Origin of the sequence: Streptomyces globosus (assembly GCF_003325375.1) — a bacterium.
GTDB classification, from domain to species: domain Bacteria; phylum Actinomycetota; class Actinomycetes; order Streptomycetales; family Streptomycetaceae; genus Streptomyces; species Streptomyces globosus_A.
In genome coordinates this window covers 655,137-672,632 of the sequence record NZ_CP030862.1, presented here as the reverse complement: position 1 = coordinate 672,632, position 17,496 = coordinate 655,137, and the positions used below count along the sequence as shown (strand labels likewise).

Annotated in this window: 14 protein-coding genes; 5 read left to right on the top strand and 9 right to left on the bottom strand. The window is 73.0% G+C overall.

Annotation, left to right across the window (positions count from 1 at the left end; translation table 11 throughout):
* Window positions 1–63: 63 nt before the first annotated feature.
* Window positions 64–3,036 (bottom strand): serine/threonine-protein kinase, encoded by a 2,973-nt coding sequence (locus C0216_RS03255; RefSeq protein ID WP_114053783.1) that lies wholly within the window; start codon window positions 3,034–3,036, stop codon window positions 64–66.
* Between the two features lie 176 nt (window positions 3,037–3,212).
* Window positions 3,213–4,919, bottom strand: coding sequence for a glycerol-3-phosphate dehydrogenase/oxidase (locus C0216_RS03250; RefSeq protein ID WP_114053782.1), 1,707 nt, complete (start codon window positions 4,917–4,919; stop codon window positions 3,213–3,215).
* A gap of 262 nt (window positions 4,920–5,181) precedes the next feature.
* Between C0216_RS03250 and C0216_RS03245 the strand changes: the two genes are divergently transcribed.
* Window positions 5,182–6,411, top strand: a complete 1,230-nt coding sequence (locus tag C0216_RS03245; RefSeq protein ID WP_114053781.1) for a nucleotide sugar dehydrogenase — start codon at window positions 5,182–5,184, stop codon at window positions 6,409–6,411.
* Window positions 6,412–6,495: 84 nt separating this feature from the next.
* Here C0216_RS03245 and C0216_RS03240 read toward each other — a convergent pair whose 3' ends face one another.
* The 4 genes from C0216_RS03240 to C0216_RS03225 all read right to left on the bottom strand — a co-directional run bounded on the left by C0216_RS03240 (window position 6,496) and on the right by C0216_RS03225 (window position 11,060).
* Window positions 6,496–7,620, bottom strand: coding sequence for a GuaB3 family IMP dehydrogenase-related protein (locus C0216_RS03240; protein WP_114053780.1), 1,125 nt, complete (start codon window positions 7,618–7,620; stop codon window positions 6,496–6,498).
* Window positions 7,621–7,751: 131 nt separating this feature from the next.
* A complete protein-coding gene (gene guaB / locus C0216_RS03235; protein ID WP_114053779.1) occupies window positions 7,752–9,257 on the bottom strand; it encodes an IMP dehydrogenase in 1,506 nt (501 codons plus the stop codon).
* Between the two features lie 162 nt (window positions 9,258–9,419).
* Entirely contained in the window at window positions 9,420–10,049 is a 630-nt protein-coding gene (locus C0216_RS03230; RefSeq protein WP_114053778.1) for a sigma-70 family RNA polymerase sigma factor, read from the bottom strand.
* A 399-nt stretch (window positions 10,050–10,448) separates the two neighbouring features.
* Window positions 10,449–11,060 (bottom strand): response regulator transcription factor, encoded by a 612-nt coding sequence (locus C0216_RS03225; protein ID WP_003948568.1) that lies wholly within the window; start codon window positions 11,058–11,060, stop codon window positions 10,449–10,451.
* Between the two features lie 392 nt (window positions 11,061–11,452).
* On the opposite strand from C0216_RS03225, the gene C0216_RS03220 reads away from it, so the two are divergent.
* A complete protein-coding gene (locus C0216_RS03220) occupies window positions 11,453–11,779 on the top strand; it encodes a WhiB family transcriptional regulator (protein WP_114053777.1) in 327 nt (108 codons plus the stop codon).
* A 74-nt stretch (window positions 11,780–11,853) separates the two neighbouring features.
* Here C0216_RS03220 and C0216_RS03215 read toward each other — a convergent pair whose 3' ends face one another.
* On the bottom strand, window positions 11,854–12,786 hold the full coding sequence (locus C0216_RS03215; RefSeq protein ID WP_114053776.1) for a LysR family transcriptional regulator: 933 nt from the start codon (window positions 12,784–12,786) through the stop codon (window positions 11,854–11,856).
* A gap of 89 nt (window positions 12,787–12,875) precedes the next feature.
* Here C0216_RS03215 and C0216_RS03210 point away from each other — a divergent pair, with 89 nt between their 5' ends.
* Genes C0216_RS03210 through C0216_RS03200 form a run of 3 tightly spaced genes read left to right on the top strand, consistent with a single transcriptional unit; the run spans window position 12,876 to window position 15,118 of the window.
* Window positions 12,876–13,556 (top strand): MOSC domain-containing protein, encoded by a 681-nt coding sequence (locus tag C0216_RS03210; RefSeq protein WP_114058423.1) that lies wholly within the window; start codon window positions 12,876–12,878, stop codon window positions 13,554–13,556.
* Window positions 13,557–13,601: 45 nt separating this feature from the next.
* Entirely contained in the window at window positions 13,602–14,375 is a 774-nt protein-coding gene (locus tag C0216_RS03205) for an SDR family NAD(P)-dependent oxidoreductase (protein ID WP_114053775.1), read from the top strand.
* Between the two features lie 50 nt (window positions 14,376–14,425).
* Entirely contained in the window at window positions 14,426–15,118 is a 693-nt protein-coding gene (locus C0216_RS03200; protein ID WP_114053774.1) for an ester cyclase, read from the top strand.
* 115 nt (window positions 15,119–15,233) lie between these two features.
* Here C0216_RS03200 and groL read toward each other — a convergent pair whose 3' ends face one another.
* Together groL and groES are read right to left on the bottom strand one after the other, a co-directional pair.
* Window positions 15,234–16,865: a chaperonin GroEL gene (gene groL, locus C0216_RS03195; RefSeq protein ID WP_114053773.1), complete on the bottom strand. Its 1,632-nt coding sequence runs from the start codon at window positions 16,863–16,865 to the stop codon at window positions 15,234–15,236.
* A gap of 113 nt (window positions 16,866–16,978) precedes the next feature.
* A complete protein-coding gene (gene groES / locus C0216_RS03190; RefSeq protein WP_114053772.1) occupies window positions 16,979–17,287 on the bottom strand; it encodes a co-chaperone GroES in 309 nt (102 codons plus the stop codon).
* Between the last annotated feature and the right edge of the window lie 209 nt (window positions 17,288–17,496).

Below are 17,496 nucleotides of genomic sequence, written 5' to 3'. Positions count from 1 at the left end.
TGCGGCCCCCGCTGACACGATACGTCGCCGGGGGCTCCCGCGTCCCGGACCCGGGAAGGCTTGTCAGCCCAGGGGCTGGAACGTCGCGAAGGCCGTGTCGCGCAGCTGCCGGCACTCCGGGCCGTCCCACTGGTCCGCCGCGCAGCTGATCATGATGGCGTAGCCGCGTGCGGCGTCCACCTTGAAGCCGCGGTCGAGCACGCGGACCTTGATGCCCTGCTGCTCCCGCTCGAACTCCCAGTCGGCGACGGTGGGGTAGTCGCGGTAGCCGACCGCGTCGATGCGGATCGTCCGGTAGCCCTTGCTGCTGCGGGCGACGGCCGGGGCGAGCGCCGCCCAGGCGGCGCGCGCGTCCTCGCCGGGGCGGCTGGTGAAGTCGACCTGGATGCGCGGGAAGCCGCCGTCGCGGCTGTATATGGCGCCGGAGTTGTCACCGGCGGTGTCCGTGTGGCGGAAGTCCTGCGGCATCGCCATGGAGAAGCGGAAGCCGAGGTCCGTCACCGTGGCGAAGCCGGCGGGGAGCCCGGCCGCGGGACCGCCCGGGTCGGAGCCCTGGCCCTGGCCCTGCGCGGACGCCTGGCCCTGCCCCTGCCCCTGCCCCTGCGCCTGGCCGGGGCTCTCCTGCCCGCTCGGCGTCTGCCCCTGGGCCGACGGGCTGCTGCCGCCCGCCCCACCCCCGGTGGAGCCGGCGTCGCCGGTCTTGCCGGAGGGGCCCGGGCTCGGCTTGCCGGAGGCCGTCGGCCCCGGGGCGCCCTTGCCCTGCTCCTTGGAGTCGCCGCCGCTGAACGCGTACACGATCAGCGACCCGATCGCGGCCAGCGCGACCACCACGCCGACGATGGCCAGCCCGATGGTGCGGCGCGACATGACGTCCGTCAGCGGCGCCGCGACGGGGCCGGTGCGCGCGCCGCCGGAGGCGGGCGGCTCGGCGGCGGTCGCGGCCGCCGCCGTGGCGGCGGTGGCCGCGGCGGCCTTGCGGGCCGCCTTCAGCGCGGCGCGGGCGCGCTCGCGCTGCTCCTTCTCGCGGCGCTCGCGCTCCTTCTTCTCCGCCTTCTCGGCGGCCTTGTCGGCGGCGGCCTTGGCCGCGGCCTCCTTCGCCGCGGTCAGGGAGATCTGCCGGGTCTCCTCCACGGCCGGGGCCAGGACCTCGACGGCCTCCGGCTCCGGCATGTTGACCACGGCGGTCAGCATGACCCGGGCGCGCTCCTCGTCGAGGCGCCGGGCCGGGTCCTTGACCAGCAGGCCGTAGATGACCTCGGTCAGCGGGCCGGCGTTCTTCGGCGGCTCCACCGGCTCGGTCATGACGGCGGTGAGCGTGGCGAGCGCGGACCCCTTGTCGTAGGGGGGCACCCCCTCGACGGCGGCGTAGAGCAGGCCGCCGAGCGACCACATGTCGGCCGGCGGGCCCGGCTTCTGGCCGCGGGCGCGCTCGGGCGAGATGTACGAGGGTGCGCCGACGAGCATGCCGGTGGAGGTGATGGACGGGTCGCCCTCGACCTGCGCGATGCCGAAGTCGGTGAGGACGACGCGGCCGTTGGCGGCGATGAGCACGTTGGACGGCTTCACGTCGCGGTGCAGGATGCCCTGGCCGTGGGCGGCACGCAGCACTTCGAGCACCGCGAGGCCGACCTCGGCGGCCCGGCGCGGCGTCAGCGGGCCCTGTTCCCGTATGAACTCGGCGAGGGAGGGGCCCTCGATGAGCTCCATGACGATCCACGGACGGCCGTCCTCGTCGACGACGTCGAAGACGGTGACGGCGCCGCCGCTGCGGATCCGGGCGATGGCCTTGGCCTCGCGGAGGGTGCGGGTGATGAGGCGGCGCTTCTCGTCCTCGTCGACGCCGTTGCCGAAGCGGAGCTCCTTGACGGCGACGGTGCGGCCGAGGGTCTCGTCCTCGGCGCGCCAGACGGTGCCCATGCCGCCCTTGCCGAGCACCTCGCCGAGCCGGTAGCGGCCGGCGAGGAGCCGGCCCTCGCGGCCGCTGTCGTCGGCGGCCTTGACGGCCGCGGCCTTCACGGCGGCGGCGACGGCGTCGGCCTTGTCGATGATGGGGTTCCCGGACGTCGTGCGGACGGCGTCGGCCTGCGCCCCGGCCTTCGGCTTCGCCTCCTCGCCCCGGGCCGAAGCGGAACCGGCCGCCGCAGCCGCGTCCTTCGCAAGGCCCGGCTTCGCATCCTCCGGCTCCGTCGAACCGGATGCGGTCGCCGCCGCGCCGCCCTTGGCGAGGTCCGGCTTCGCACTGGCCGCACCGGCCGAAGCGGAATCCGGCGCGGCAGCAGCACCCTCGGACGGGCCGGGCTTGGCACCCTCGGACCGCTCCGAAGCGGAACCACCGCCGGCAGCAGCGCCCTTCGCCAGGCTCGGTTTCGCGTCCTCCGAAGCGACCGCAGCGGAACTGTTCGCGGCTGCGCCTGCCAGGGGCGCAGCCGGCTTCGCATCCTTGAGGTCAGCCGAAGCGGAATCAGACGCGGCAGCGCTGCTCTGCACCGGGCGCGGCTGCGGGTTCTGCGGTGCGGCGGAAGCGGATGCGGCCGGGGCGGCGCCGGCCTTCGGGTTGGCGGGCTTCGCGGTCTTCGGGTGCGCGGAAGCGGAACCGGTTGCGGTGGCGGGGCGGGGCTTCGCGAGGGAGGGCTTGCGGGTGGCGGGCTCCGGACGGCCGGCGGCAGCGGACGCGGCGTCAGCCGGCGTGCCCCCGGGCGGATTCGCCGCGGCACGGGCGGCAGCCGCACCGGCGGCCTTCGGGTTCGGGGAGGCGGATCCGGCCGCCCCGCCGTCCTCCGGCGCGGGGGCAGCCGCAGGGGCGGCCTTCGGCTTCCCGAGGTCGGGCTTCGGGGAGGCGGATCCGGACTGCCCGGTGTCCTGGGGCCCGGCGGCGGCCGCACCGGCGGCCTTCGGCTCCGCAGCGCCCGGCCCGGCCTCAGCCGCCGGCGTCCGCGCAGGCGGGACGGCCTTCACAGACGGCTTCGGCTCGCCCGACACGGGCTTCGCCCGGCCCTGCTCCGCCGCAGGCGAATCGGTGTGCTCCGGCTTCGACATGCGTCCCCTCTGCGATCGTGCCGCCTGCTCCGGCTGCCCCGGCGCCCGCCGGAGTGCCCGGCGGCCCGCCCCGGGAGAACCCGCGCGATAACCCGCCCCGGCAGAACCCTTATTGTTCCTCACTCCGCAACGGACGGGAGCCCCGGGTCCGCGGTTCCCCCCTCCGGATCGCGGACTTACAACGGAACGATGTCGGGCGCGCCCAGCCTGGCGGCATCCGCCGTCTGGTCGTCCGGCTGGCGCTGCGATTCGCGCTCCGCCTGCACCCTCTTCTCGTAGTGCTCCACTTCCTTCTCGATCTGCTGCTCGTCCCACCCCAGCACCGGGGCCATCAGCTCGGCGCACTCCCGCGCCGAGCGGGTCCCCCGGTCGAACGTCTCGATCGAGATCCGCGTCCGGCGGGTCATCACGTCGTCGAGGTGGCGGGCCCCTTCGTGCGAGGCCGCGTAGACCACCTCCGCCCGCAGGTAGTCCTCCGCCCCGCCGAGCGGCTCGCCGAGCGAGGGGTCGGCCGCGATCAGGTCCAGCAGCTCGTCCACCATCGACCCGTACCGGTTCAACAGGTGCTCCACCCGCACCACATGGAGCCCGGACCGGGCGGCGATGGCGGCCCGGCCGTTCCACAGGGCCCTGTACCCCTCCGCGCCCACCAGCGGCACGTCCTCGGTGACGCAGTCGGCGACCCGCTGGTCGAGGCCGTGCACCGCCTCGTCCACCGCGTCCTTCGCCATCACCCGGTACGTCGTGTACTTGCCGCCCGCCACGACGACCAGCCCCGGCACCGGGTGCGCCACGGTGTGCTCGCGGGACAGCTTGCTCGTCGCGTCCGACTCGCCCGCCAGCAGGGGCCGCAGGCCCGCGTACACGCCTTCCACGTCATCCCTCGTGAGGGGGACGGCCAGGACCGAGTTGACACGCTCCAGCAGGTAGTCGATGTCCGCGCTGGACGCCGCAGGGTGCGCCTTGTCCAGGTCCCAGTCGGTGTCGGTGGTGCCCACGATCCAGTGCCGGCCCCACGGGATGACGAACAGGACCGACTTCTCCGTCCGCAGGATCAGCCCGGTGGTCGAGTTGATCCGGTCCTTCGGCACGACGAGGTGGACGCCCTTCGACGCCCGGACGTGGAACTGGCCGCGCTCCGCGATCAGCACCTGCGTGTCGTCCGTCCACACCCCCGTCGCGTTGACCACCTGGCGGGCGCGGACCTCGTACTCCCGCCCGCCCTCCACGTCCTGCACGCGCGCGCCGACGACCCGCTCGCCCTCGCGCAGGAAGCCGACGACCCTCGCCCGGTTGGCGCAGTGCGCCCCGTACACCGCGGCCGTCCGCACCAGGTTGGTGACGTACCGGGCGTCGTCCATCTGGGCGTCGTAGTACTGCAGGGCGCCCACGAGGGCGTCCTTGCGCAGGGCCGGGGCCACCCGCAGGGCGCGCCGGCGGGAGAGGTGCCGGTGCACGGGCAGGCCGCGGCCGTGCCCGCTGGAGACGGACATCGCGTCGTACAGGGCGACGCCGGAGCCGGCGTAGAGGCGCTCCCAGCCCTTGTGCCGGAGCGGGTAGAGGAAGGGCACGGGCCGGACGAGGTGCGGGGCGAGCCGCTCCAGCAGCAGGCCGCGCTCCTTCAGCGCCTCGCGCACGAGGGCGAAGTCGAGCATCTCCAGGTAGCGCAGGCCGCCGTGGATCAGCTTGCTGGACCGGCTGGACGTCCCGGACGCCCAGTCCCGCGCCTCGACGATCCCGGTCCGCAGGCCCCTGGTCGCGGCGTCCAGCACGGTGCCCGCGCCGACCACGCCGGCGCCCACCACGAGCACGTCAAGTTCCCGCTCGGCCATCCGGGCGAGGGCGTCGGCGCGCTGCGCCGGCCCCAGTGTCGCTGTCCTCACGGCTGCCTCCCGTCGGTGCGGGCCGCGCCGGCTCGGCGCGGGCGGTCCCGCTCACGTCCCCCGCCCTCGATTCTGACCCGGCACTCCCGCATCAGCCACCGCCTGTGGACAACACAACGGAGACCATCACCCCGTAATACGACAGATCGGTCATATATACGCCTAGTCTGACATCGCGCCAGCTCATCGGAGGCCCCCGGGATCCACAGGACTTGCGCACCCAGCCTCTCCATGCATGCCAGGGAAGGGACGGCACCACCCCATGCCCGCAGACCTCGCCGTCATCGGACTCGGCCACCTCGGCCTCCCACTGGCCCAGGCCGCCGTCGCAGCAGGGATCGAGACCGTCGGCTACGACATCGGCCCGGCCACCGGTTCCACTCTCACCGCCGCCGAGGTCCGCCGCATGTCGGCCGCCGGCTTCCGGGTCACCGCCAACCCCGCCGACCTCGGCCGGGTCCGCACCGCCGTCATCTGCGCCCCCACCCAGCTCGGCGCCGACCGCGCCCTCGACCTCGGCGCCGTCGGCGAGGCGGGCCGGGCCCTGGCCGCCCGGCTGCGCCCCCACACCACCGTGATCCTGGAGTCCGCGGCCCACCCGGGGACCACCGAGGAGTACCTGCGCCCGATCCTGGAGTCCGGCTCGGGCCTGCGCGCCGGCCGCGACTTCCACCTGGCGTACTCCCCCAGCCGCCACGACCCCGGCAACCGCACCCACACCATCGCCAACACGCCCAAGGTCATCGGCGGCCTCACCCCCGCCTGCACCGAGTCCGCCCACGCCTTCTACGCCCGCATCGCCGAGAAGGTCGTCCGCGCCCGCGGGCTGCGCGAGGCCGAGACCGTCCAGCTCCTGGAAACCAACTACCGGCACGTGAACATCGCGCTGATGAACGAGATGGCCGTCCTCTGCCACGACCTCGGCGTCGACCTGTGGGACGTCATCCGCTGCGCCGAGACCAAGCCGTACGGCTTCCAGGCCTTCCGCCCCGGCCCCGGCGTCGGCGGCCACAGCGTCCCCCTCGACCCCAACTACCTCCCCCACACCACACGCACCCCCGGCCACCCCCTGCGCATGGTCGGCCTCGCCCAGGAGATCAACGGGCGGATGCCCCAGTACGTCATCCAGCGCTGCGCCACCCTGCTGAACGAGCACGGCAAGTCCGCCCGCGGGGCCCGCATCCTGCTCCTCGGCGTCACCTACAAGCCGGACCTTGCGGACCAGGAGGGCTCCCCGGCCCCGGAGATCGCCAGCCGCCTCCTCGACCTCGGCGCGCTGATCAGCTACCACGACCCGTACGTCGCCGGCTGGCGGGTCCGCGACCAGCCGGTCCCCCGCGCCGAGTCCCTCTACGAGGCCGCCGCCACCGCCGACCTGACGATCCTCCTCCAGCACCACCGCACCTACGACCTCCAGGGCCTGGCGGTCAAGGCGCAGCTGCTCCTGGACACGCGCGGGGCGAGCCCGGCCGGCGCCGCCCACCGGCTCTGACCGGGTACGCCGGAAGGGCCGGCCCCCCGTCGCGGGGAGCCGGCCCTTCCGGCATGGCGTGCGTGCGTACGGCCGCGGGGCCGGTCAGCCGTGGTGGTGGCTGTCCGCGACGGTGACCTCGACGCGCTGGAACTCCTTCAGCTCGCTGTAGCCGGTGGTGGCCATCGAGCGGCGCAGCGCGCCGAAGAGGTTCATGGAGCCGTCCGGGGTGTGCGACGGGCCGGTGAGGATCTCCTCGGTGGTGCCGACGGTGCCCAGGTGGACCTTCTTGCCGCGCGGCACGTCCTCGTGGACGGCCTCCATGCCCCAGTGGTGGCCGCGGCCGGGCGCGTCGGTGGCGCGGGCCAGCGGGGAGCCCATCATCACGGCGTCGGCGCCGCAGGCGATGGCCTTGGGCAGGTCGCCGGACCAGCCCACGCCGCCGTCGGCGATGACGTGCACGTAGCGGCCGCCGGACTCGTCCATGTAGTCGCGGCGGGCGGCGGCCACGTCCGCGACGGCCGTGGCCATCGGGACCTGGATGCCCAGCACGTTGCGGGTGGTGTGCGCGGCGCCGCCGCCGAAGCCGACGAGGACGCCGGCCGCGCCGGTGCGCATCAGGTGCAGGGCCGCCGTGTAGGTGGCGCAGCCGCCGACGATGACCGGGACGTCGAGCTCGTAGATGAACTGCTTCAGGTTCAGCGGCTCGGCGGCGCCGGAGACGTGCTCCGCGGAGACCGTCGTCCCGCGGATGACGAAGATGTCGACGCCCGCGTCGACGACGGCCTTGGAGAACTGGGCGGTGCGCTGCGGGGAGAGCGCGGCGGCGGTGACGACGCCGGAGTCGCGGACCTCCTTGATGCGCTGACCGATCAGGTCGGCCTGGATCGGGGCCGCGTAGATCTCCTGCAGGCGGCGGGTCGCGGCCTCCTCCGGCAGCTCGGCGATCTCGTCGAGCAGCGGCTGCGGGTCCTCGTGGCGGGTCCACAGGCCTTCGAGGTTCAGGACGCCGAGGCCGCCGAGCTCGCCGATGCGGATCGCGGTCTGCGGGGAGACGACGGAGTCCATCGGGGCAGCCAGGAACGGGAGCTCGAAGCGGTATGCGTCGATCTGCCAGGCGATGGAGACCTCCTTCGGGTCCCGCGTCCGCCGGCTCGGGACGATGGCGATGTCGTCGAACGCGTACGCCCTGCGGCCGCGCTTGCCGCGCCCGATCTCGATCTCAGTCACGTGTGGTGGCCTTTCCTCTGGGTCTGCCCGTCCAGTATCCCCGAAGGGCGGGCGCGCGCGTCCCGGCGACCGCTGTGCGGACGCATGCCGCGGGGGCGGGCCCGTTCCCGGACCCGCCCCCGTGGCGGCTGTCAGCCCTGGCGCGAGTAGTTCGGCGCCTCGACCGTCATCTGGATGTCGTGCGGGTGGCTCTCCTTCAGCCCCGCGGAGGTGATCCGGACGAACCGGCCCCGCTCCTGGAGCTCCGGCACCGTGCGGCCGCCGACGTAGAACATCGACTGGCGCAGGCCGCCGACGAGCTGGTGGACCACCGCGGACAGCGGGCCGCGGTAGGGCACCTGGCCCTCGATGCCCTCGGGGATGAGCTTGTCGTCGCCGCCCACGCCCTCCTGGAAGTAGCGGTCCTTGGAGAAGGACTTGCGGTCGCCGCGGGACTGCATCGCGCCGAGGGAGCCCATGCCGCGGTACGACTTGAACTGCTTGCCGTTGATGAAGAGCAGCTCGCCGGGGGACTCCTCGCAGCCGGCCAGCAGCGAGCCGAGCATCACCGTGTCGGCGCCGGCGACCAGGGCCTTCGCGATGTCGCCGGAGTACTGCAGGCCGCCGTCGCCGATGACGGGGACGCCCGCGGCCTTGGCCGCCAGGGCGGCCTCGTAGATGGCGGTGACCTGCGGGACGCCGATGCCGGCGACGACGCGGGTGGTGCAGATGGAGCCGGGGCCCACGCCGACCTTGATGCCGTCCGCGCCGGCGTCGACCAGGGCCTGCGCGCCGTCGCGGGTGGCGACGTTGCCGCCGATGACGTCGACCGACGCGTTCGACTTGATCTTGGCGACCATGTCCCCGACGAGGCGGGAGTGGCCGTGCGCGGTGTCGACGACGATGAAGTCGACGCCGGCCTCGATGAGGGCCTGGGCGCGCTCGTAGGCGTCCCCGGCGACGCCGACCGCGGCGCCGACCAGCAGGCGGCCCTCCTTGTCCTTGGCCGCGTGCGGGTACTTCTCGGCCTTGACGAAGTCCTTGACCGTGATCAGGCCCTTGAGGACGCCCGCGTCGTCGACCAGCGGCAGCTTCTCGATCTTGTGGCGGCGCAGCAGCTCCATGGCGTCCACGCCGGAGATGCCCACCTTGCCCGTGACGAGCGGCATCGGGGTCATGACCTCGCGCACCTGGCGGCTGCGGTCGGACTCGAAGGCCATGTCGCGGTTGGTGACGATGCCGAGCAGCTTGCCGGCGGCGTCGGTGACGGGCACGCCGGAGATGCGGAACTTCGCGCACAGCTCGTCGGCCTCGCGCAGCGTCGCGTCCGGGTGGACCGTGATCGGGTCGGTCACCATGCCGGACTCGGAGCGCTTGACCAGGTCGACCTGGTTGGCCTGGTCGGCGATGGACAGGTTGCGGTGGAGCACGCCGACGCCGCCCTGGCGGGCCATCGCGATCGCCATGCGGGACTCGGTGACCTTGTCCATGGCGGCGGACAGCAGCGGGATGTTGACCCGCACGTTCCGCGAGATGAGGGAGGAAGTGTCGATCTCGTCCGGGGCCATGTCCGACGAGCCCGGCAGCAGCAGGACGTCGTCGTACGTGAGTCCGAGCGCGGCGAATTTGTCGGGCACTCCGTCGGAGTTGACAGTCATGACACCTTCCCAAATGGTCTTGCCCAGCGCGGATGTCCATGCTAACGGGATCGGGAGGCGTCTCATTCCACGAGCGAGATCACTCCCAAGTTTCGTGGATTCCTCCTAGGGAGCGGCATGCGGCCGGGCCCGCCCGGGAATCCGCCGCCGGCGGCCCGGCCGCTACTGCTCGGCCAGGGCCCGCAGCCGGCTGAGCGCCCGGTGCTGGGCCACCCGGACGGCGCCGGGGGACATGCCGAGCATCTGGCCGGTCTCCTCGGCGGTCAGGCCGACGGCGACGCGCAGCACGAGGAGCTCGCGCTGCGTCTCCGGCAGGTTGGCGAGCAGTTTGCGGGCCCAGGCGGCGTCGCTGCTGAGCAGCGCCCGCTCCTCCGGGCCGAGGGAGTCGTCCGGCCGCTCGGGCATCTCGTCCGACGGGACGGCCGTGCTGCCGGGGTGGCGCATGGCGGCCCGCTGGAGGTCGGCGACCTTGTGCGCGGCGATCGCGAAGACGAACGCCTCGAAGGGCCGGCCGGTGTCGCGGTAGCGCGGGAGCGCCATCAGGACGGCGACGCAGACCTCCTGCGCCAGGTCCTCGACGAAGTGGCGGGCGTCACCCGGGAGCCGGGAGAGCCGGGTGCGGCAGTAGCGGATGGCCAGCGGGTGCACGAAGGCGAGCAGGTCGTGGGTGGCCTGCTCGTCACCGTCCACGGCGCGCCGGACGAGGTCGCTGACCGCCCCGGCGCCGCCGCCCCTGGCAGCTCCGGTGGGCCCTGTGGCCGCGGGGGAGCCCATGGCCTCGTCGTCGCGCATCAATCCATGGTGCCTTGGCGCCGGAGTGTTCGCGGCATCGCGGCCCGTGTTGTGCGCCGAAGCGTTATGAGCGGGTGCGCCTGGACTCGTCACTGCACGCTCCCCTCCCGCTCGCCCGAATGCTTTCCGAGGCCCCATCCCAGAAAATGCGCCACACACTCAAGCATGCGGCATCGCGCACGAAGCGACACGTCCCCCGGATCGTGCCCCGCCAATCCCCGGCCACGCACGGGGGTGGGGCCGGGCGGCAGGGCGGGGAGCGGGGCGGCGGACGGCCCGGGGCCGGCGGCGGTCCGGGGCCCGGCGGCGGCGCCGTGGGCGGGCGGGGCGCGCCGGGCGCGCCGCCCCGTCCGCCGTGGCGGACGGGACCGGCTCAGCGTCCGGCCTGCGGGGGCGCGGTCAGCGGACGAGGCCCCAGCGGAACCCGAGCGCCACGGCGTGTGCCCGGTCCGAGGCGCCCAGCTTCTTGAACAGCCGGCGGGCGTGCGTCTTGACCGTGTCCTCGGAGAGGAAGAGCTCGCGCCCGATCTCCGCGTTGGACCGGCCGTGGCTCATGCCCTCCAGGACCTGGATCTCGCGCGCGGTGAGGGTGGGCGCGGCGCCCATCTCGGCGGAGCGGAGCCGGCGCGGGGCCAGCCGCCAGGTCGGGTCGGCCAGGGCCTGGGTGACCGTGGCCCGCAGTTCGGCGCGCGAGGCGTCCTTGTGCAGGTAGCCGCGGGCGCCGGCGGCGACGGCCAGGGCCACGCCGTCGAGGTCCTCGGCGACGGTGAGCATGATGATGCGGGCGCCCGGATCGGCCGAGAGCAGCCGGCGCACCGTCTCCACACCGCCGAGCCCGGGCATCCGTACGTCCATGAGAATGAGGTCGGAGCGGTCGGCGCCCCAGCGGCGGAGGACTTCCTCGCCGTTGGCAGCCGTCGTCACGCGCTCGACGCCGGGCACGGTGGCAACCGCGCGACGGAGCGCCTCTCGGGCAAGCGGGGAGTCGTCGCAGACGAGGACGGAAGTCATGACCGCCCTCCGGAGCTGCTGATGCGCGTCACCTTGAGCCTCCAGGCTTGGTACGTATCGTCACCTGTGCGGTCGATGCTCTCGGACACCTGTCCGGGAGGTCATTGGTTCAACCGCCTTCGCTCTCTCAACGATGGTCACTCGAAAGAGTTACGGGTCGGACGGACACCTTCGGCACTCTACGTGAGGACGCGATCACATCGGCGGCGCCACTCGCCACCTGCCCTCCATCTGTCCTCCATCTGGAGCTATGCCCTATTTGGCGGCTTTCCTTCCGTTTCGCCTGTGTCTGAGGCTAGATTCCCAATGAGTCATATTTACATCTACTAGGACAGTAGGTGTGGTGGCTCGGACCGTATCCGTCTCAGTACCGGCACCAACGAGGACTACCCATGGCAGATTTCTCCCGCCTTCCCGGACCGAACGCCGACCTCTGGGACTGGCAGCTGCTGGCCGCCTGCCGAGGGGTCGACAGCTCCCTCTTCTTCCACCCGGAGGGCGAGCGGGGCGCGGCCAGGAGTGCGCGCGAGGCCTCGGCTAAAGAGGTCTGCATGCGATGCCCGGTGCGTTCGGAATGCGCCGCGCACGCGCTGGCCGTCCGCGAGCCCTACGGGGTGTGGGGCGGCCTCACGGAGGACGAGCGCGAGGAGCTGATGGGGCGTGCCCGCCATCGGCTGATCCCCGCGTCGAGCACGATCGGACGGATCACACCGGACTGAGCCGGGTCCGGCGCAGCGAAGAAGGAACGTTTCACCAGCCCGCTGCGGGCGCTGCCCGCCGCTCGCGGCGGGGCTCAGCGCGCCGCGGCCCGCTCCAGCTCGGCGAGGGTGGCGGCGACGGCCGGCACCCGGGCCAGGTCGGGCAGCGTCAGCGCCACGATCTCGCGCTCGACGGGGGGCTCGACGGCCACGGTGCCCACGCCCTTGGCGCGGACGGACTCCACCGCGAGCTCCGGCAGCACCGCGACGCCGAGCCCCGCCCCGACCAGGCCGGCGACGGCCGGGTAGTCGTCGGTGGCGAAGTCGATGCGCGGGGTGAAGCCCGCGTCCTCGCACACCTCGACCAGGTGGCGGCGGCAGCGCGGACAGCCCGCGATCCACGGCTCGTCCGCGAGTTCCGCCATGCGGACCCCGGCCGAGCCGGCCAGCCGGTGGCCCTCGGGCACCAGCCCGACGAGGCGGTCCGTCAGCAGGGGCCGCACGACCAGGTCCTCCCACCCCTCGGCAGTCGGCGCCCCGGCGCCGCCGGCATGCGGGCCGGCCGGGTCGGAGCCGGCGTAGCGGAAGGCCAGGGCCACGTCGCAGTCGCCGTCGCGCAGCATCTCCACCGAGCGCGGCGGCTCCGCCTCGACCAGCGAGATCCGCGTGCCCGGGTGCTCGGCGCGCATCGCCGCCAGCGCCGTCGGCACCAGGGTGGAGCTGCCGCTGGGGAAGGAGACGAGCCGGACCCGGCCGGCGCGCAGCCCGGCGATGGCGGCGACCTCCTCCTCCGCGGCCGTCAGACCGGCGAGGATCCCCGCGGCGTGCCGTACGAGGGCCTCGCCGGCCTGCGTGAGGCGCATCTCGCGGCCGGCACGGACGAGCAGCGGCGTGCCGGCCGACTGCTCCAGCGCCTTCATCTGCTGGGAGACGGCGGGCTGCGTGCACCCGAGTTCGCGGGCGGCCGCGGAGAAGGAGCCGGTCCCGGCGACGGCGCGCAGGATCCGGAGATGACGTGCCTCGATCACCCTTCGAGCATAAGCCCGGCTTTGACGGTGACGCACACAAGGGAGACCGGGCTTGGGGGCGCTGGGTTAGCGTGTCCCCCATGGCGCCCATGCATGTGATCTCCGTGAACGTCGGCCGCGCGGCCCCCTCCGAACACACCGACTCCCCGAGCGGGCTGACCGGCATCGGCAAGCGGCCGGTCGCCGGCCCCGTGCGCGTCGCCGCGCCCGGCCCACGCGGGGTCGGCGGCAGCGGCGTCGAGGGGGACGGCATCGGGGACCTGCGCCACCACGGCGGGGACCACCAGGCCGTCTACGCGTACGCCCGCGAGGACCTCGACTGGTGGGAGGCCGAGCTGGCGCGCGAGCTGCCCGGCGGGATCTTCGGCGAGAACCTCACCACCGCGGGGATCGACCTGACCGGCGCCCTGGTCGGCGAGCGGTGGCGGGTCGGCGCGGAGGCCGTCCTGGAGGTCGCCTCGGCCCGCATCCCGTGCCGGACCTTCCAGGGGGTGCTGGGCGAGCGGGCCTGGGTGAAGCGGTTCACCGGGGCCGTGCGGCCGGGGGCGTACCTGCGTGTCGTCCGGGAGGGGCGGATCTCGCCCGGCGACCCGATCGAGGTCGTCGGCCGGCCGGACCACGACGTCACGGTGGGGCTGTGGTTCCGGGCCTTCACCACGGAGCGGGAGCTGCTGCCGCGCACGCTGGCGGCGGGGGCGGCGATGGAGCCGAAGGCCCACGAGAAGGTGCAGGCGTACCTGCGCAGGCAGGCGACGGTGCCCGCGAAGTAGCGGGGCCGCCCGGGGGGCGGGGCGGCGACGGGCTAGGTTGCGGTCATGACGACTGCGCTGATCACTGGTTCCACGGCGGGCATCGGCGCCGCCTTCGCCCGCAGGCTGGCCTCCCGGGGCCACAACCTCGTCCTGGTGGCCCGGGACACCGCGCGCCTGCACGAGCAGGCCACCGAGCTGCACGACCGGCACGGCATCGAGGCCGAGGTGCTGACCGCGGACCTGTCGACGGAGGAGGGCATCGCGGCGGTCGAGGAGCGCCTCGGCGACCGCACCCATCCCGTGGACCTGCTGGTCAACAACGCGGGGTTCGGCAACAAGGGCCGCTACCTCGAAGTCTCCATGGCCGACGAGCTGACCATGCTGAAGGTCCACGTCGAGGCGGTGCTGCGGCTCTCCTCGGCGGCGGCCGGGTCCATGCGCGAGCGCGGGCGGGGCGGCATCGTGAACGTGGCCTCGGTGGCGGCGTTCGTGCCGCGGGGCACGTACGGGGCGAGCAAGGCCTGGGTCGTGCAGTTCACCCAGGGGGCGGCGCGCGACCTGGCGGGGTCCGGGGTGCGGATGATGGCGCTGTGCCCGGGGTTCGTGCGGACGGAGTTCCACCAGCGGGCGGGCATGGGGACGGACAACATCCCCGGCTGGATGTGGCTGGACGCGGACAAGCTGGTGGCCGCCGCCCTCGACGACCTGGCCCGCGGCCGGACCGTCTCCATCCCGGATCCGCGGTACAAGGCGCTGATGGGCGTGGTGAAGCTGACTCCGCGCGGGCTGCTGGGCGGGCTCTCCTCCCGGACGGGGCGCAAGTACGGGCCCCGGTAGAGGGCCTTTCTTCCTAAGATGGGGATATTCGACCCAGCCCGGGAGATGCCATGACATTCGTACAGATAGTTGATTACGAAACAAGCAGACCCGAGGCCGTGGGCGTGCTCTTCGACCGGTACCTGGAGCAGTCCAACGGCAGGCGGACGGTGACCCACAGCCTGATCGGCAGGGACCGGGAGGCGGAGACGCACTACGTGGACGTCGTCGAATTCCCCTCGTACGAAGAGGCCATGAGGAACTCTCACCTCCCGGAGACGGACCGGATGTTCCGGGAGATGGTGGCCCTCTGCGACGGGATGCCGCGGTTCACCAACCTGGACGTCGTCCGGGACGACCATCCGGGCGCCCTGCTGGCCGACCGGGTGTTCGACGAAATCGCCGTCAAGGGCGATCTGGGCGCCGTCGCCGAGGTGTTCGCGGCGGACTACCGCCACCACGACGTCATGGGCCCGGCCGGCCGCACCGGGCGCGAGGCGGTCGTCGAGGACGTGTCGATGTGGCGCACCGCCTTCGACTTCGACTTCGCGCGCGAGGCGCAGACGGCGCAGGACGACATCGTCACCACGCTGTGGACCTGGACCGGCCGCCACAAGGGCGCCTTCATGGGGGCCGCCCCGACCGGGAGGACCTGCACCATGACCGGGACGACGGTCTTCCGGTGCCGGGACGGGATGATCGCGGAGGGCTGGTGGCACTACGACGCCATGGGCCTGATGCGGCAGATCGGAGCGCGGGGCTGACGGCGCGGGGCTGACGGCAGCGGATACGGCGACGGCCCCGGCCGCTCCCGCCTTGCGGCGGTGGCGGCCGGGGCCGTCGCCCGGTGTCCGGCCGGGGGCTCACACCCCCGCGGGATCAGTGGCTGTGGCCGTGGCCGTGGCCGTGCCCGTGGCCGTTCGCCTCTTCCTCTTCCTTCTTCTCGACGACCAGGGTCTCGGTCGTGAGCAGCAGGGAGGCGATGGAGGCGGCGTTCTCCAGGGCGGAGCGGGTCACCTTGACCGGGTCGATGACGCCGGCCTTGACCAGGTCGCCGTACTCGCCGGAGGCGGCGTTGAAGCCCTGGCCCTTGTCGAGCTCGGCCACCTTGGAGGTGATGACGTAGCCCTCAAGGCCCGCGTTCTCGGCGATCCAGCGCAGCGGCTCGACGGCGGCGCGGCGCACGACCGCGACACCGGTGCCCTCGTCGCCGGTCAGGTCGAGGTTGCCCTCCAGGACCTTGACGGCGTGGACGAGCGCGGAACCGCCACCGGAGACGATGCCCTCCTCGACCGCGGCGCGGGTCGCGGAGATGGCGTCCTCCAGGCGGTGCTTCCGCTCCTTCAGCTCCACCTCGGTGGCGGCGCCGACCTTGATGACGCAGACGCCGCCGGCGAGCTTCGCGAGGCGCTCCTGGAGCTTCTCGCGGTCCCAGTCGGAGTCGGTCGCCTCGATCTCGGCCTTGATCTGGTTGACGCGGCCGAGGACGTCCTCGGAGGAGCCCGCACCGTCGACGATGGTGGTGTCGTCCTTGGTGACGGTCACGCGGCGCGCGGTGCCCAGGACGTCCAGGCCGGCCTGGTCGAGCTTGAGGCCGACCTCCTCGGCGATGACGGTGGCACCGGTGAGGGTGGCCATGTCCTGGAGCATCGCCTTGCGGCGGTCGCCGAAGCCGGGGGCCTTGACCGCGACGGCGTTGAACGTGCCGCGGATCTTGTTGACCACCAGGGTCGACAGGGCCTCGCCCTCGACGTCCTCGGCGATGATCAGCAGCGGCTTGGAGCCGCCCGCCTGGATGACCTTCTCCAGCAGCGGCAGCAGGTCCTGGATCGAGGCGATCTTGCCCTGGTGGATCAGGATGTAGGGGTCCTCCAGGACCGCCTCCATGCGCTCCTGGTCCGTGACGAAGTACGGCGACAGGTAGCCCTTGTCGAAGGCCATGCCCTCGGTGAACTCGAGCTCCAGGCCGAAGGCGTTGGACTCCTCGACGGTGATGACGCCGTCCTTGCCGACCTTGTCCATCGCCTCGGCGATGAGCTCGCCGACCTGCTGGTCCTGAGCGGAGAGCGCGGCGACGGCGGCGATGTCGGACTTGTCCTCGATCGGGCGGGCGGTCGCGAGGAGCTCGGCGGACACGGCCTTGACCGCGGCGTCGATGCCCTTCTTCAGGGCGGCCGGGGAGGCGCCGGCGGCGACGTTGCGCAGACCCTCGCGCACCAGCGCCTGGGCCAGGACGGTGGCGGTGGTGGTGCCGTCGCCCGCGATGTCGTTGGTCTTGGTCGCCACCTCCTTCACCAGCTGCGCGCCGAGGTTCTCGTACGGGTCGTCCAGCTCGACCTCGCGGGCGATGGTGACACCGTCGTTGGTGATGGTGGGGGCGCCGAACTTCTTGTCGATGACGACGTTGCGGCCCTTGGGGCCGATCGTCACCTTGACCGTGTCGGCCAGCTTGTTGACGCCGCGCTCGAGGGCGCGACGGGCGTCCTCGTCGAACTTCAGGATCTTCGCCATGGGAGCGGTTCAGCCCTCTCGAAAACTAGGGTTCAAAGAACCGCGCCCCTCGCCGCCCGGCAATCAGCGGGGTGACCAGGGGCGCAGCTCAAAGCAGTGCTGGGAGAAGTGAACTACTTCTCGATGATCGCGAGCACGTCGCGAGCCGAGAGGACGAGGTACTCCTCGCCGCTGTACTTCACCTCGGTGCCGCCGTACTTGCTGTACAGCACGACGTCGCCGACGGAGACGTCCAGCGGCAGGCGCTGGCCGTCCTCGAAGCGGCCCGGGCCCACGGCGAGGACGACGCCCTCCTGGGGCTTCTCCTTCGCGGTGTCCGGGATGACCAGGCCGGAGGCCGTGGTCTGCTCGGCGTCGAGCGGCTGGACCACGATGCGGTCCTCAAGCGGCTTGATGGCAACCTTGGAGCTGGCGGTCGTCACGATCCGACCTCCCCCTTCGGAGATCTCACGGGGTTAACTGTCTGAGGTGGCGACCAGGTGGATCCGTCGTCGCGGGTGCCGGACCTGCCCGTCGCTGTGTTGGCACTCACCGGGGGCGAGTGCCAGGTGCGAGACTATTCCGGCGATTAGCACTCGGTCAAGCGGAGTGCCAACACGCTCCGCCGTCGTACACCTTCCGGCCACTCCTG